The 16,300-nt window shown below is 36.8% G+C and carries 14 protein-coding genes; 7 read left to right on the forward strand and 7 right to left on the reverse strand.

Annotation, left to right across the window (positions count from 1 at the left end):
* Positions 1 to 33 precede the first annotated feature (33 nt).
* On the forward strand, positions 34 to 1,026 hold the full coding sequence (locus D1B17_RS09235) for an NAD(P)/FAD-dependent oxidoreductase (protein WP_120141989.1): 993 nt from the start codon (positions 34 to 36) through the stop codon (positions 1,024 to 1,026).
* A 93-nt stretch (positions 1,027 to 1,119) separates the two neighbouring features.
* Complete coding sequence (locus tag D1B17_RS09240) at positions 1,120 to 1,761, forward strand: DedA family protein (RefSeq protein WP_120141988.1); 642 nt, start codon at positions 1,120 to 1,122, stop codon at positions 1,759 to 1,761.
* 10 nt (positions 1,762 to 1,771) lie between these two features.
* Here the strand turns inward: D1B17_RS09240 and D1B17_RS09245 are convergent, their stop codons facing one another.
* From D1B17_RS09245 to D1B17_RS09270, 6 genes are read right to left on the reverse strand one after another with little or no spacing between them, the layout of a single operon-like run.
* On the reverse strand, positions 1,772 to 2,374 hold the full coding sequence (locus D1B17_RS09245; RefSeq protein WP_120141987.1) for a TIGR01906 family membrane protein: 603 nt from the start codon (positions 2,372 to 2,374) through the stop codon (positions 1,772 to 1,774).
* On the reverse strand, positions 2,367 to 3,143 hold the full coding sequence (locus D1B17_RS09250; protein ID WP_120141986.1) for a TIGR01457 family HAD-type hydrolase: 777 nt from the start codon (positions 3,141 to 3,143) through the stop codon (positions 2,367 to 2,369). The genes D1B17_RS09245 and D1B17_RS09250 overlap by 8 nt, the downstream gene beginning before the upstream one ends.
* Positions 3,140 to 3,700 carry a YutD family protein gene (locus D1B17_RS09255; protein ID WP_120141985.1) on the reverse strand — a complete coding sequence of 187 codons (561 nt, stop codon included), beginning with the start codon at positions 3,698 to 3,700 and terminating at the stop codon, positions 3,140 to 3,142. The genes D1B17_RS09250 and D1B17_RS09255 overlap by 4 nt, the downstream gene beginning before the upstream one ends.
* Positions 3,701 to 3,709: 9 nt before the next feature.
* Positions 3,710 to 5,077: a bifunctional metallophosphatase/5'-nucleotidase gene (locus tag D1B17_RS09260; RefSeq protein WP_120141984.1), complete on the reverse strand. Its 1,368-nt coding sequence runs from the start codon at positions 5,075 to 5,077 to the stop codon at positions 3,710 to 3,712.
* A gap of 6 nt (positions 5,078 to 5,083) precedes the next feature.
* A complete protein-coding gene (locus D1B17_RS09265; RefSeq protein ID WP_120141983.1) occupies positions 5,084 to 5,695 on the reverse strand; it encodes a metallophosphoesterase family protein in 612 nt (203 codons plus the stop codon).
* A complete protein-coding gene (locus D1B17_RS09270; RefSeq protein ID WP_120141982.1) occupies positions 5,695 to 6,030 on the reverse strand; it encodes a hypothetical protein in 336 nt (111 codons plus the stop codon). The genes D1B17_RS09265 and D1B17_RS09270 overlap by 1 nt, the downstream gene beginning before the upstream one ends.
* Before the next feature lie 766 nt (positions 6,031 to 6,796).
* On the opposite strand from D1B17_RS09270, the gene D1B17_RS09275 reads away from it, so the two are divergent.
* From D1B17_RS09275 to D1B17_RS09290, 4 genes are all read left to right on the forward strand, one after another.
* A complete protein-coding gene (locus tag D1B17_RS09275) occupies positions 6,797 to 8,227 on the forward strand; it encodes a glycerophosphodiester phosphodiesterase (RefSeq protein ID WP_120141981.1) in 1,431 nt (476 codons plus the stop codon).
* A gap of 65 nt (positions 8,228 to 8,292) precedes the next feature.
* Positions 8,293 to 9,690 (forward strand): dipeptidase PepV, encoded by a 1,398-nt coding sequence (pepV, locus tag D1B17_RS09280; RefSeq protein ID WP_120141980.1) that lies wholly within the window; start codon positions 8,293 to 8,295, stop codon positions 9,688 to 9,690.
* A 181-nt stretch (positions 9,691 to 9,871) separates the two neighbouring features.
* Complete coding sequence (locus D1B17_RS09285; RefSeq protein ID WP_120141979.1) at positions 9,872 to 12,610, forward strand: transglycosylase domain-containing protein; 2,739 nt, start codon at positions 9,872 to 9,874, stop codon at positions 12,608 to 12,610.
* A gap of 316 nt (positions 12,611 to 12,926) precedes the next feature.
* Positions 12,927 to 13,226 carry a hypothetical protein gene (locus tag D1B17_RS09290; protein ID WP_240704397.1) on the forward strand — a complete coding sequence of 100 codons (300 nt, stop codon included), beginning with the start codon at positions 12,927 to 12,929 and terminating at the stop codon, positions 13,224 to 13,226.
* Positions 13,227 to 13,716: 490 nt separating this feature from the next.
* On the opposite strand, the gene ccpA is transcribed toward D1B17_RS09290, so the two are convergent.
* Positions 13,717 to 14,718: a catabolite control protein A gene (ccpA, locus tag D1B17_RS09295; protein WP_120141978.1), complete on the reverse strand. Its 1,002-nt coding sequence runs from the start codon at positions 14,716 to 14,718 to the stop codon at positions 13,717 to 13,719.
* Positions 14,719 to 14,890: 172 nt separating this feature from the next.
* Between ccpA and D1B17_RS09300 the strand changes: the two genes are divergently transcribed.
* Complete coding sequence (locus tag D1B17_RS09300) at positions 14,891 to 15,991, forward strand: M24 family metallopeptidase (RefSeq protein ID WP_120141977.1); 1,101 nt, start codon at positions 14,891 to 14,893, stop codon at positions 15,989 to 15,991.
* Positions 15,992 to 16,300: the final 309 nt, after the last annotated feature.

Here is a 16,300-nt window from a genome sequence, read left to right on the forward strand (position 1 = left end):
TAGATTATATAACAGAAAATGGTGATTAAGATTATGAATGACAAAATTTACGACATTTCTATTATCGGTGGTGGCCCTGCTGGTATGTTTGCTGCCTACTTTGCTCGCTTACGAAATCTGAAAGTAGCATTAATAGAAAGTTTACCAAAGCTTGGTGGTCAGCCTGAAACGCTTTACGCACAAAAACATATTTACGATGTTGCTGCTTTACCCAAAGTATCAGGAACTGACTTAACTAAACAGCTTAACGATCAGTTAAACATTATGAACTGTGATCAATACCTCAACACTTCCGTTTCTTCTATAGAAAGAAAAGATGATCTCTGGTTACTAACTACTAATAAGGAAACTATCTATACTAAAACTATTATCATCGCAATCGGTAATGGAGCATTTAAACCACGCAAGTTAACATTCGATTACGACCCTATAATAGAAGAAAAGAATCTCGACTACTTCGTTAATGACCTTAATGACTATCAAGATAAAGACGTTGTTGTTGCTGGTGGCGGTGATTCCGCTGTGGATTGGTCAATTGATTTATCTAAGGTAGCATCACATACATCCCTAGTACACCGTCGCAATAAATATCGAGCAATGGAGTCTAGTGTAGAAAAACTAAATCAATCAAACGTCGAACAACTCAATCCTTACATTATCAAAGAACTTAATTTCAATGCCCATGATAATTCTAAAGTAGACGTAACTCTAAAAATGATTAAGTCTAATGAAATTAAGATTGTGACAACCGACAAACTATTAGTTAACTATGGCTTTGTTTCTGATTCTAAAATTCTCCGTGATTGGAACGTTGAGCTCAATGGTCCTTTCATCAAAGTTACTCAAGAAATGGAAACTAACCTACCGAATGTCTTTGCCATTGGTGATATTGTGACCTATCCTGGCAAACTCCAACTAATTGCAACAGCTTTTGCTGAAGGACCCATCGCTGTAACTAAAGCTTTACGAAACCTTTATCCGGAAAAGGATTACTTCGAACACAGTACATCCCTCTTTGAAAAATAATCTTTAATTTCCATTAATTTTAAAGTTATTTTAAGTTATGCTGGTATAATGAAGTTTAATTTGAATTCTGGAGTTGATTGATTGAGTTACATAATGGGTTTGGTTGATTTTATCTTGCACATTGATCATCATATGGTCAATATCGTAAATAACTTCGGCCTTTGGACATATTTAATACTGTTTCTGATTATCTTTATTGAAACCGGAGTTGTTATTCTACCATTCCTACCGGGAGATTCACTAATCTTTGCGGCAATGGCTTTGGCAGCTAATCCAAAATACGGACTACTTGCTTGGCTAATGTTTATCATCTTCCTTGCGGCCGCCGTCTTAGGTGACTCCATGAACTATGAAATTGGTGAACATTTTGGAGAATACGCGACGAGGAATAAATACCTCAGTAAACTTATCAATAAGGATCATTTAGATGAAGCACATCATTTCTTTGAAAAACACGGTGGTAAAACAATTGCCATTGGTCGTTTCATTCCTTTAATTAGAACTTTCGTACCATTCGTTGCTGGTAGTGGAACAATGCACTACGGAACTTTCCTGAAATACAATTTCATCGGAGCATTCCTTTGGGTGTTAGTTTGTTCAGCTGCTGGTTATCTCTTTGGTAATATTCCAGTTGTACAAGAACACTTCTCAATGATTATCATTGGTATCGTCTTAGTATCATTGGTTCCAGTTCTAATCACCGCCATCAAAAATAGCAAAAAGAAAAAAGCTTAGGAAATTTTTCCTAGGCTTTTTTTGTACGTGCTTTCCAAAAGTTCAATCCTTCAAACATTACGAAAAATAAGATAAAGCATTGGGTAAAGAACTCTTCTGGCAAAACATTGATAATTGGGTCCTTATCCGGATCAAATAACCAATCGCTATTACGAAAGAGCATTTCATGAAAGACGACGAAGAATTCATCGAAATTCAGCATCATTAAAATTGCTAAGATTATCCCAACGATTCCAATCCAGAAAAAGACTCGATTAAAATGCGCTCGAACTTTATGAAACTTAGCAACAATAATTCCCGTCCCGATGAAAACTGCAAAATTCAACAAGAAAAGTTTTTTTACATCATAAAAATGCAAGCGACCACCAGCTGACGAGGCAAAATCACTCAAATGCCAATGCCAATTGAACGGATTAATCAAAAAATCCATCATCTGTGCATAGTTCTTCATAATCGTTCCATATTTCATCCCTACGGCATTTTCTAGATAGTAATGCTTAATAGCAAAGGCAAATAAGGGATAACTGGCAAATATCGTCACCGTGATAGCTAACGTCAACAAAAAGAATGCTAATGCAATAGTATACAAAAGGTCCTTTTGTGAATTAGACATCCCACTGATCCAGACTTTCTACTTGATGAGTGGGCTTGATAGGTGCATTGTCGATATCTTCATGGGTACTGACACCAGTATTGACCCACAACGTATCAACGTCAGCATTAATTCCACACTTGATATCCGTATTGTAATTGTCACCAACCATGACGGCTGTTTTCGGATCAAAATTACGTGCCTTGACTGCAAAGTCAATAATGTTACGTTCTGGTTTACCAATATAATGAGCCTTTTGTTGAGTTGATGTTTCAACTAATGAGATAACTGAACCAGCACCTGGTACTAAACCTCTCTCGTTAGGCAAGTTAGTATCAGCATTAGTACCGATAAAGAAGGCCCCACGTTTGATAGCCAAAGTGGCCAATTCAAATTTATGGTACGTCACATCATAATCTAACCCAACGATAACAACATCAGGATCTACTTCATTCAATTTGATACCTGTACCAAAAACAGCACTCTTTAAACCGTACTCACCGATTACATAAGCACTATGATTTTCAATATCATCACCAAACATATTTTTAATATAAGCCGCTGTGGCTAATGATGGTGTCAAAACTTGCTCAGCTTGGGCCGTGATCTGATGGTTATTTGTCAAATTATCAGCCACTTGCTGTGGAGTTTTCGTTGTATTGTTTGTTAAGAAATAATAATCAATTCCTGCTTTGTTCAAATTATCGATGAAAACTTTAGCTTCAGGAATCTTATCCTTACCACGATACATTGTTCCATCTAAATCTATTAAATATGTTTGATACTTCATTTATTCTTTTCACCTATTTTTCTAATTTTGAAGGTCTTCTTAGTCGAAGCTGTAGTCTTTTTCGTCACTCGACGTTTGGAGACTTTGTTCTTCCGACGCTGATTATTATGTGGCCTATTAGATTTATTCTCAGCCTTAGCATGCGTAGTCCGCGTGCGGAATTTATGAGTATGATTGCTGTGATTGTTATTTCGATGATGGTTGTTTTTCAAAGGAGCCTTTTGAACTTTCTCAAGTACAAAATAAGCACAACCAAAATTACAATATTCCAACAAATAATCTTCCAAATGCGAAATGCGATTATCTAAGGTACTTTCTTTACGTTCATCTTCATAAAAACCCTTAAAACGCAATTGATCGTAACCCCAGTCACCAACAATATAATCATATTTTTCTAAAACATTGTTATAACGTTCTTCAATACGCTCTTCACTAAAACCATTATCATGATTTTCTACTAAGCGATACTTCTTCTTATCAATGGAAATCAAATTATCATCTAACTTAATGACATCGACCAACTTAGTAGTAGCAGTATTATCCTCAATTTCTTGCAAGTAATCACCTCAAATCGGATATTTTTTACTCAAGTAATCAGCGAATACACCACGCAAAAACTTAGGATACATAATTTCATTGTTACCCGAAATCTCAATTGATGGGAAATACGGTACAAACAAATAATGATCCAATAATGCTAGGGTGTATTCTTGATTCTTGTCTAATTCTTTACCGTTTATGTAAACATTTCGTTTGTTATCAATCGTAATGCCCCGATAAACTAGTTCGCCAAATATCTTACCACGAAAACCCATTCCTTTTTGCATATGATTGCATAAAAAGAGTCGATTCTTTTCCATTTCCATAACTAAACGCCAAACATTGTCACCCGTCATTGTTGTTTTCATAACATGAATCGCATGAGGTAAGCAATCATGCAAATTTTTCTCAGTCACAATACCTTTTGGCAAATTTTCCAAAAACAAACCTGAACTCAAAACTGCCACATCTGACTGTGCAAAGTCTTGGACAGCAGTCAAAGCCTCTTGCATGATCGAATTGTCAGCTTGATAATCTGTACTCAAGGTGTTTGGTAAATTGGCAACTTGCTTTTGATCTAGCAATTGTTCGCCACGGTTATATTGATGTTCAATCCAATTTTTATCAGTAGGCAATTCCTCTAGCGTGGCAGTTTTCACAGTAAAGGCTGACTTTTGGACAACTTGCTTTTGTTCATCAAGTTCCAAATTAATCGTTCCGATATGCTGACCATATTTTCCGGCTGCCGCCAACAAAACGCCATTATCAACTTCCCCTTTAGGAAAGAGATGATGTGTATGAGCTCCAATAATAACATCGATTTCCGGATGCTTTTTGGCAATCAAACGGTCCATTGAAACACCTAAATGAGAAAGTAAGATAATCACATCACAATCTTTAACTAATTCCAAAGATTTAGGTAGCATTTCTTGAATTAACTTAATATCCCAATCTAGCAATGGATAAGTCAAAATATACGGTGCCGTCAAGCCCATGAGTCCAATCTTGGTTCCCTGCTTAGTAGTGATAACTTTAGCCGGTTGAGCAAAATCAGCTAATCGTGAAGGATTATTTTCGTAAAGATTGTTCAAAATCACTGGAAAATTAGCATGATCATACAGATGTTCCAAATGCTCATGACTGTTACCTAAACCTTCATTATTACCAATCGTAGCAGCGTCATAATGAAGTGGATTCATCCATTCAATATTTGCTTGCCCATTAGTTGCTTCACTCAGCGGATGTGCCCGGTCCATAGCATCCCCAATATCAAACAAATAAAAATCATCGGCGGTACTTTCTTGACGTGATTGATTAATGAACCGCTCAACACGTGGAAAGTTTTCGAAGTGAGAATGTAAATCATTCGTATGAACTATTTGAATTTTTTCCATAATATCCTACTTTCTCTGTAATCTAGCCAAATCTTCTTTCTTCTTATCATACATCTCTAAAATTTCTTCACCACGTAAAGGTGAACCCCAGGGCAAATTCTCTGATAAATAGTCACGTTCTGGGGCATCCACACCTACGTTAATATTTTCAGGAATTGGAACAGCGTAGTGATGAATATGACCATGCAAATTAATAATCTTATCAACCTTACCCAACAACAAAGGATAGTGTGTGCAATAAAATTGATGATGATCAAATTTCAATAACGCACCAACATCTTCAAATTCAAATCTAGGTTTACCATCAGACATCGTTTCATTATGCTTATCCAAAAATTTGAATAATGAACGATAGTCATGATTTCCCTTAATCAAAGTCATATGTCCATTCAATTGACGCAACATATCATAAGTTTCTTCATCCGTCGGTGTGTTCTGGGGCCGCATCGAAATATCCCCCAAGTGGTACACGCGGTCATTCTCATCTACCCGAGCATTCCAGGCATCAATCATTGCTTGATTCATCTCGTCAACATTACCAAAATGACGAGGAGCAAAATTATTTGGTTCTAGTAATTGATAATGATAAAAATGTGTATCAGCTATAAAGTAATTCATTAGTCAGCATCGTCTTCCCTTGAAATAATACCGTTAGCTTTTAAAATTTCATTGAAAGCATCGCGGACCTTGCCCTTAGGCTTATCGTACTCAACCCATTCTTTTAAATTCATTGGTGGAACTGTATAATTTGCGTTGACATAATCCTCATAAACACTAACAGCTGAAGAATGTGGGATATTAAGTTTCAAAATACGGACCTCTTTGATCATCCCCAATTCAGCCGCCTTCTCAGCGCGACCATTCATAACGATATTAGCAAGTTCATAGTATTTCGTACCATCGTTACGCGTAATTTGTTCAATAATATCTAAAATTTGTTTCTCGTTATCCATTTATAAAACCTCACATTTAAATGTTTTATTGCCTTTTTGACTAGGATGTGTCTTAGAGTAATGCCGTCTCCAGAGTTGGACAGTGGTTACTGGCAGTGCGGAACGGTCCGAGCCAAGGTCTCGGGCCTCGGTTTAAGCCTTGCAAGTTCGGCAAGTCTTAAACGCGTCCGGTGCTGTAAGAACGACAAAAGCGGTCGCCCTAACAGCACTTTCACTGCCAGTAACCACTGTCCAACTCTTCCGACTAGTTCTTTATTAATTTGAGAATAATTTGATAACTCAAGTATTTCTCTAATAATCTTTAATGCCAAAATAATTCTTTTCTTAAAATAATTATGCTCATTAGCACAAATACTTATTCGACAATTTGAAGATAGAACCTAGTTGCCTCGTAATTAATGACTTTATTTTCACAAAATTGAAACTAATTATGCGTCTGTACCAACCAACTAGCCGGAAAGAGTAAGAAATTTAGGTCGCTGTGAAGGTGGCGTTAGTGCTTTAGCACTTACACCATGGGACGAGTTTTGAAACTCGCGGTCTGTGCGAGGTTCAAAATCGAGATTCGAGACCGCCCCTTGGCTCGAATCGATCCCCATAGCGACCTAAATTTCTTACTCTTGGAGGCGGCATATTTAAATAGCATTTTTAAATAAATACATAATAATATATACTCATCTCATATAACTAATACACTAATCATGAAAGTAGCAGTATTTATTCTTTACATCTAGTATATAATATCTCAAAAATTAGGGAGTTAATTATGGTCTCAAAACGTTTTAATCTTCTCAAGTTATCATTAGCATGTCTGATTTTTTTCTTTGCTAGTGGTTTTACGGTTATCGGTCATCGTGGTGATCCTATTAATGCACCCGAAGAAACTTTTGAAAGTTTTGATAAAGCCTTCTCTGAGGGAGCCGATTATGTGGAACTTGATCTACATGTTTCAAAAGATAATGTCCTAGTCGTCTCCCATGATCGTGATCTCGAACGTGTTACTGGTACCTCAGAAATTGTCTCAGAACATAACTTTTCTGATTTAGCTCAATTACATCAAAAAAATGGTGAACCTATTCATAGTTTGAACCAAATTTTTGAACATTACAAAAATAATCCTAAAGCTAAGTTCTTAATTGAAACTAAGAAAACTAAAAAAGGTAATCCTCAAAATATGGAAGCCTTATTGAAGCAAGTTATCGAAACATATGGCATGCAAAATCGGGTCATGTTCCACTCGTTCTCAACTAAGAGTCTAGAAAACGAAGCGCAATTGATGCCAGACATCCCTCGGATTTTTATTGCTGGGACAACTAAGCGAATCAATTTTGATATTTTGCAATATGTGACTGGTGTGAACCTCTCCTCAAACATCATAACGCCACAAATCATCGACACCATGCACTTCATGGGCAAAAGTATTTACGCTTGGGACGAGATGAACGAAAGTCCTAAAAAGTGGAATACATTAATCAATATGCCAATTGACGGTGTGGTCACCAACTATCCAGCCACTGGTAACGAATATCGCGAATTAAAGGATCAATCGAAGTCGGAAGCACTTAACCAAAACGTCTACTATATGAGTAGTCAAAAGGAAACTATTTACGAAAACCCTTATCGGCTAATCAAAACTGGCAAGAAAGTTAATCCGTTAGATGGTTATCACATCACTAACATTATCAAATTTAATGGCGAAAAGTATGTTCAATTAGGTGAAAATAAGTTTGCTAATGCCACCGGCTTTAATTCTGAATATGCTCTCCGTGATCTACGCCAATATTTTGGTTCCAAAGCTATTTTCCGTAACCAACAACCAAATAACTTCCTATATAGTGACCCAACTGATTCCAGCTCGATTGTTAATCGCATGGAAATCAACAAGCCTCAACAAATTATTACGATTCAAAAGTATGGTACCCAAACATGGCTCAAGCTAAAAAACGGTTGGGTCAATGCGCACAATGTCTTAATTCAATTGAATCCTGAATCTTACTTTGGAAATAATTCTCTTGATGGTTATCAAGATTTACCTCGTGGTCAAAGAATCAAAAATATTGATTTATTACAAAATTTAGCAATTACTAGACCAACCAGTGATCAGACTTTGCAAAATGCTGATTTAATTAAGGATTTCAACAATTTTTATGTTGATTTTTCCCTTACCAATGACAACGATTCCATAAATAAGATTTAGGTAAATTAGCCTTTAAGGGCAACCTTTGGTAAAATATAAAAAACTCATGTGGAGGTCAGAGATATATGTCTATAGATTGGGAGAAGGAAGTTTCACATCGTTCAGACGAACTGATAAATGATCTTTCTGAATTAGTAAGTATTGATAGTTCTAGAGATACAGAACACAAGACTAGCGATTATCCACTAGGCCCTGGACCAGCAAAAGCTTTACAAACCTTTTTACACTTTGCAGATCGTGACGGTTTTAATACAAAAAACGTTGACAATCTTGCCGGAAGAATTGAATTTGGGGACAACGACGATGCCATTGCCATCTTAGGTCACGTGGACGTGGTTCCTGAAGGACCAGGTTGGAATACTAATCCATTTGAACCAGTTATCAAAGATGGTAACTTCTATGCTCGTGGAGCTTCTGATGATAAAGGACCTAGTTTAGCAGCTTACTACGCTATGAAAATTATCAAAGAACTCAACTTGCCAGTTAAGAAGAATGTTCAATTAATTCTTGGAACTGATGAAGAGAGCGAATGGGTCGGCATTAACCATTATATGGAAAAAGAAACCATGCCAGAAACTGGTTTCTCACCTGATGCTGAATTCCCTGCTATCAATGGTGAAAAAGGAATCGTTTCATTCCGAGTTAATTTCCCAACACCAACAATCAGTCTAGTTAAATCATTCGTTGCCGGAATCAGACCTAACATGGTTCCTCAAAACGCTGATGCTGAATTGAACATTGATGTCGTTTCAGCTGATGATATTAAAGCTAAGCTAAATGACTTTTTAGCTGACAATACTGAAGTTACAGGTAGTGTCACAGTTGATGATCAAACAGCTTCCGTTAAAATTATTGGTAAAGGTGCTCATGCTATGGAGCCATTCAATGGTATCAATGCTGCTACCTACTTAGCCAAATTTCTAACTACCTTAACTTTAAATGATAGCGAAAAATTATACTTCTCATTCATCGCTAATGACTTACATCTTGATTTTGCCGGTAAACACCTTGGCATTGCCAATCAAGACGACGTTATGGGTGAATTAACGCTATCACCTAACATTTACGAATATGATGCAGACAAAGCTAATATTTTGTTAAACATCCGCTACCCTAAGGGGGACACCGGTGATACTCTAACTGAAAAAATTAATAAAGCTTTGCCAGCAAATGTTTCAGCCGTGATAGAAGGACATAACCAATTACCTCATTTTGTCGACGCTGATGATCCATTGGTTCAAGCTCTTGTTGGAGCTTATCGTGATCACACTGATGACAACACTGAGCCATTCACTGTCGGTGGTGGTACTTATGGCCGTATTTTAAAACATGGAATTGCCTATGGTGCAATGTTCCCTGGTGACGAAAACGTCATGCATCAACCTAACGAATATATTAATATCGAAAAACTATTGAAATCGGCTGCTATTTACGCAGATGCTATTTACCGCTTGATTAAGTAGTTGTGTAATTAAAATAATAAATATGTGATGACTAGTTCTCAACTCCGGAGACGGAATATACAAATGACTTTTGAAGTTCTGTGGAAGTTCTTTTCTACAGAACTTTTTTTGTTTTTGCACTTCTAAATCGATTTTATTATATAATTACGGTATGTAACTTTTTAAGGGAGCTTATTTAAAAGTGAAAAATTTATGGAATAGCATTGTCAACAGCTTTAAAAGTATCAAGAGCTGGTCTGATTTTGCTAAAAAAGCTAATTTAACGATTGAAGTTATTCGAAGGATCGTGCTCTACTCAATTGCTGGGCTGGCCATTATCCTTAGTTTAGCTATCGGTTTAGGGATGGGTTACGTCTCTGCCTTAACTAATCAGGTCGATGTCCCTTCTAAACATCAGATGCAAACTGAACTTCAAGATGTTAACAATTCAGCTACTTTATATTTTGCCAATGGCGAAAAAGTTGAAAGTCTCCAAAAGGACCTTGAAGGTAAGAAAATTCCCCTTTCTGAGATGTCACCTTACTTAAAGAAAGCTATCGTCTCTACCGAAGATAGCGACTTTTACCGTCACAAGGGTGTCGTACCAAAATCAATTTTTAGAGCTATTATCTCTGATATAACTGGTATCGGTGCACAAACTGGTGGATCGACTCTGACTCAGCAAACTGTCAAAATGCAAATGTTGTCTTCAGAAACGACTTGGAAACGTAAAGCGGTCGAAATCTTCTTGGCTATGCGAGTGGATAAGTATTTCAGTAAAGATCAAATTTTGGAAGACTATCTAAACGCTGCTACTTTTGGTCGTAATAACAAGGGACAAAATATCCAAGGTGTGCAAGCTGCTTCAAAAGGATTATTTGGTAAAAATGCTAGTGAATTGAATCTAGCCGAATCAGCCTTTATTGCTGGTCTGCCACAAAGTCCTTCAATCTACACACCATACGACTATCGAGGTCGACTTAATGATGACCTCAGTCTAGGCATGAAACGGAAAGATATCGTTTTGTATCGGATGTATCGTGATAATCAAATTACTGAATCACAATACAATTCAGCTCGTAAATTTGATCTCAAGAACGATTTCCAAAAGACAGCCAAAGCAAGTACCAAGAAAATTAAATATGGTTATGTTTATAATTTATTGACTGAACAAGCTAGAAATATCTTAATCAAACGTTTGGTTAAGAGTGATGGTCTCAAGTATAGCGACGTTGCCAAAGATGAAAATCTTTATAAGAACTATTCAACACAAGCTGACAATGAATTACATAACAAGAATTACAAAATTCACAGTACCATCGATAAAAAGATGTATATTGCAATGAATCAACAGGCTCAACAATTCAAGGGCAACCTGGGAACGGTTCATACCGATAACGCTACCGATCCTACAACTGGTAAGCCGGTCAAGATATCAGAGCCGGTTCAAAATGGTTCAGTTATGCTAGATAATAGTACCGGCCAAGTTCTTGCTTTTGTCGGTGGAGTTAACTTTAAGAAATCGCAAAATAACCATGCCTTTAATACTAAGCGTTCTCCTGGTTCCTCAATTAAACCATTGATTACTTTTGCACCTGCCATTGAAAATGGTGTCATCGGTTCTCAAACAATGCTAGCTGATTTCAAGACTTCATTTCATGGCTACTCACCTACTGACTACGGACAAACAATTCAAAATCGTTTTGTATCAGCTCGTGAAACTTTGGAAGAATCATATAATATTCCATCAGTTAATTTGTATAACGAACTAATTAATCGTGACATTAGTTCCAAGAAATACATGTCTAAGATGGGAATCAACTTATCTAATAAAGAATACAAACAATTGGGAATTACCTTGGGTGGTACTGCCAATGGTGTGACTGTTCTTCAACAAGCCAGTGCCTTTTCAACCTTTGCCAACAAAGGTGTTCACGTCGATCCATACGTTGTAACAGACGTACAAGATCCCGCGGGTAAAACAATTTACAAACATAAAGGTTCAAGTAAACGTGTCTTCAGCAAACAGACATCTTACATCATTAAAAATATGCTACACGGTGTTGTTACCAAAGGTACTGCTTCAGCATTATCATACGAAGCTAACTTCAGTACAAAGAATCTCTTTGGTAAGACTGGTACTTCAAATGATTACCGTGATAACTGGTTTATCGGAAGTACTCAAGGTGTCACAATTGCTTCATGGATTGGTTACGATAACTTCTATGGAAATAATTACAACTTAGCAAGTAATTCAACCGACCTTAACCAAGAGCTATGGGCCAATATGGCCAATGCCCTTTATAAAGAAGACCAAGATGCCTTCAGAGTTAAAGAAAGCTTTGAGCGACCTGCAGGAGTTAAATCCTATAAAGTTGATAAAGAAACTGGTACTTACACTGGTTCTATTGGCTACAATGGGATTACAACTAAGGTCAACCAACATACAACTAATTCCTTATATTACAAAGGTAGCCCTAAAGAAATGTCTTACAGTGATTTTGCTATCGGTGGCAAAGATAAAAACTATAAGCTATTCTGGGATAACTACTTTGGTCGTGATAATGGCTACTCTGTTGTTAAACAACTCGGTTCCAATACAAAATCGGCTGACGAATTAGCTAATGAAAATGGTAGTGGCCGAACTTCTGGATTTAGTAATAGTACTAATAGCAATCAATCTTCCGAAGTAACTACTAATAGTAATACCACGACAAATTCTAGTGGTAACCGAACAAATTCAACGACTTCAAATGGTACATCAGAAACAGGTACCGGATCTGGTGCTGGTGCTGGGTCAGGTTCAGGTGCTGGATCTGGTAATGAATCCAGTTCAAACGGTTCAGACAGTTCCTCATCGTCAACTGGATCAGAAAGCGATACTTCTACTGGAGATACCGTTTCAACTAGTCCTGAAACAGGCAATACACCAACTGAATAGTCCATATAAGCTTTCGAGCATTATGGCAAAAAAAATACTAGTAATCCGATTTCTGGGATTGCTAGTATTTTTTATTTTAAGCAGAATAGTGATATTTTGTTGCACATTTATGCTTGCCATATTTAAAACAAAAATAGTTATGTCACAGCTCCCGTTCTTCTATGATAGAATAACAGTATTGTTTTGACTAAAGGTTGAAAGATTCTAGGTTATTGTGCTCTAATTTTTCAGAGTATAAAGAAACCAGCCGGAAGGAGCATTGCAATGTTCCTGGAGGAGACCAACCTTCAGTTACTTTGATTTAAGGAGACTTCAAATGTACTTCAGTCCAGAATTTTTACAAAATACACTTTATATCGTCGCTACGATTTTAATCATCTTTATGATTATCGTTATCGGCTACAAATTTAAACATAATATCAAAATCTGGGATAAATCACTCACTTTAGCAGTGATTGTCCTTATTAATACGTTATATTCCATTCTTGGTGGCTTTATTGACCTTCCCTATGAATTAAGTTCTGTAGTTACGGGGGCCTCTCACTGGTCGCATTTGGATATATCGTTGTTATTATTTGGGAATTACACAAACAACGTAAAACTAATTAGAAAATAATCAAAATAGGCATTTTTCCATCTATAATAAAGAAGACTCGCAATCCAATTTTGGGTTCTTTCTTAACTTTGGTTAGTTGCCGTCTCTGGGTGCAAGAAATGTTGGCGCTGTGGGGACCGACCTGAGCCAAGGTCTCAGGTCTCGATTTTGAACTTCGCAGAGTACGCGAATTTCAAAACTCGTCCCGTGGTGTAATGGCTAAAGCCATAACGCCACCTTCACTGCTGCCAACATTTCTTGCACCCAGAGACTAATACTTTTATTATTTTTAATACGATGTAACCAACTAATTCGATAAACAAGTGCTATATTATTTGAAATTGAACATAAGCAAAAGGCTAGATATCTTTCTGGATTTATACCCAGAGATACCTAGCCTTTTTTATTTTCTATTCTATAACCAAAATTAAGAAAGAACCCAGTTTTTGATTACGAGTCTTCTTTATTATAGACGCTCAAAAATTGAACATCTTTGTCATACTCTTGCTAATTATTTAGTTGAACCACGTTTTACAATGCTGTATGGCAACTTAATTGTATTGTCATCAATTTGTTCTTGATTCATCATCTTTGTCAAAAGACGCATAGCAACAGCACCGATATCGTACAATGGCTCTTCGATTGAACTCATCTTAGGGCGAGTTACTTCACAAAGAATTGTGTCATTACTTGTAACCATTTCGAATTCATCAGGAATCTTCACTCCAGCTTTAACTGCAGAATTTAAAATTCCTGAAGCTAATAAGTCATCAGTTACATAAGCGGCTGTAGCACCACTACTGTGAACTGCATCCCAGATAGCTTCGCCGGCACGAACAGAATATTCAGCTTCAAATACCAAGTTTGATGAGAAGTTCAAGTGAGCTTTCTTCAAAGCCTTCTTGTATCCATCAAGACGATATTTACCATCAATAGGGTTTTCAAGACTGCCACCCACAAAAGCAATCTTCTTGTGACCATTTTGTGTTAATTGACCAACAACACTAGCAACAGCATCTGTAAAATCAATATTTACACTGGCACTTTCATTATTCTTATCAACTGAACCAGCCAAAACGATTGGTGTCTTTGAGTTTGACAAGATTCGCTTTAATTTCTTAGACAATTGCTTGCCCATGTAAATAAGGCCATCAACTTGCTTTGATAACAAATTATTCAAGATTTGTTCTTCATCGCCAACTGATTCTTGCAAACTAGTTAGAATGATATTGTATTTGTACATTGAAGCAACATCATCAATCCCCTTAGCTAATGATGCATAATACAAGTTAGTGATATCAGGTAGAATTACACCAATTGTTGTACTCTTTTTACTTGCTAGACCACGAGCAACCGCATTAGGACGGTAATTCAAACGATCGATTACTTCCAAAACACGCTTTCTAGTTTCTTCCTTTACATTGGCGTTACCGTTAACTACACGAGAAATAGTTGCCATTGAAACATTGGCAGCCTCGGCTACGTCATAAATTGTTACTACTTTTTTCTCCATTAATATTCACTCTCTCAAACAATATTTTCATTAATTATCTCTAATTTATCAAACATTTTTACATTTTGCAAGCGGTTTCTGTATCATTGGCATATGTTTTCACATTTTTTCAAAAAGAAAATCATTTTCAGTGATATACTACATATAAATATCATCATAAAGGAGTGTTTTCATGAAGAAACAATTAATCGCACTACAAGAGTATTTAGCACAAAATGGACTTGATGCTGCTTATATTTCAAATCCAACAGATATTAACTATTTTACCGGATTTTATAGTGATCCGGTAGAGCGTATTCTTGCTCTTCTTGTTTTCCCTGACAAAGCCCCATTTATGTTTGCCCCTCAACTTGAAGTTGAAGCTGCCAAAGAAGCTGGTTGGGACCAAGATGTCTTTGGTTATCTCGATCATGAAGACCCATTTGCTCTAATGGCTGGTCACATTAAAGACGTTGCTGGTTCACCTGTCAATTGGGGTATTGAAAAAGATGACATGTCAGTTCAAAAGCTTGAGGCTTTAACACAACAATTTCCAAATGCCAAATTTCCAGTTAACCTTTCACGTTACATGGAAAATGCTAAACTTATCAAAACACCTGAAGAAATCGCTGAATTAAAAGCCGCTGGTGATGAAGCAGATTATGCCTTCTCAGTTGCTTTCAACGCTATCAAAGAAGGACGCACTGAACAAGAGATCGTTGCTGAAATCGAATATGCGATGATGAAAAAGGGTGTCATGCATATGAGCTTTGATACCATCGTTCAAGCCGGTGCTAATGCCGCTAATCCACATGGTGGACCCGAAAAGAACCCTATTAAAAAAGATGAATTAATCTTATTTGACCTTGGTACTGTTCACAACGGTTATATCAGTGATGCTTCAAGAACAGTTGCTTTCGGTCAACCAGATGAAAAATCACTTGATATCTACAAAGTAGATCTTGAAGCACAATACGCTGCTATGGATGCCGCTAAACCCGGTATTACAGCCGCTGAACTTGATAAAGTAGCCCGTGACGTCATTACAAAAGCTGGTTATGGCGAATATTTCATTCACCGTCTCGGACATGGTATGGGTACTTCAGAACATGAATTCCCATCAATCATGGAAGGCAATGATATGGAACTTAAACCAGGTATGTGCTTCTCAATTGAACCTGGAATTTATATTCCAAACGTAGCTGGTGTCAGAATTGAAGACTGTGTCTACATTACTGAAGATGGCTGCGAACCATTCACACATACAAGTAAAGAACTTAAATATATCAAATAAAATAACGTTCACTCATAAAATACCAAAAAACTCTCGATTGATTTAATTGAGTCTTTCTCAATTTTGGTTATAGAATCGAATATAAAAAGGCTAGACACATTTTCACTGGAATAAATCCAGGAAAAGCATCTAGCCTTTTTCTCATATTCAATTTCAAATAATGCGGAACTCTTTCATTGAATTAATTAGTTATATCATACAAAAAACAACGAATATATTAGTCTCTGGGCGCAAGAAATATTGACAGCAGTGAAGGTGGTGTTGTGGCTTTAGCCATTACACCACGGGACGAGCTTTGAAACTCGCGAC

This window comes from Companilactobacillus zhachilii, from assembly GCF_003606365.2.
GTDB classification, from domain to species: Bacteria; Bacillota; Bacilli; order Lactobacillales; family Lactobacillaceae; genus Companilactobacillus; species Companilactobacillus zhachilii.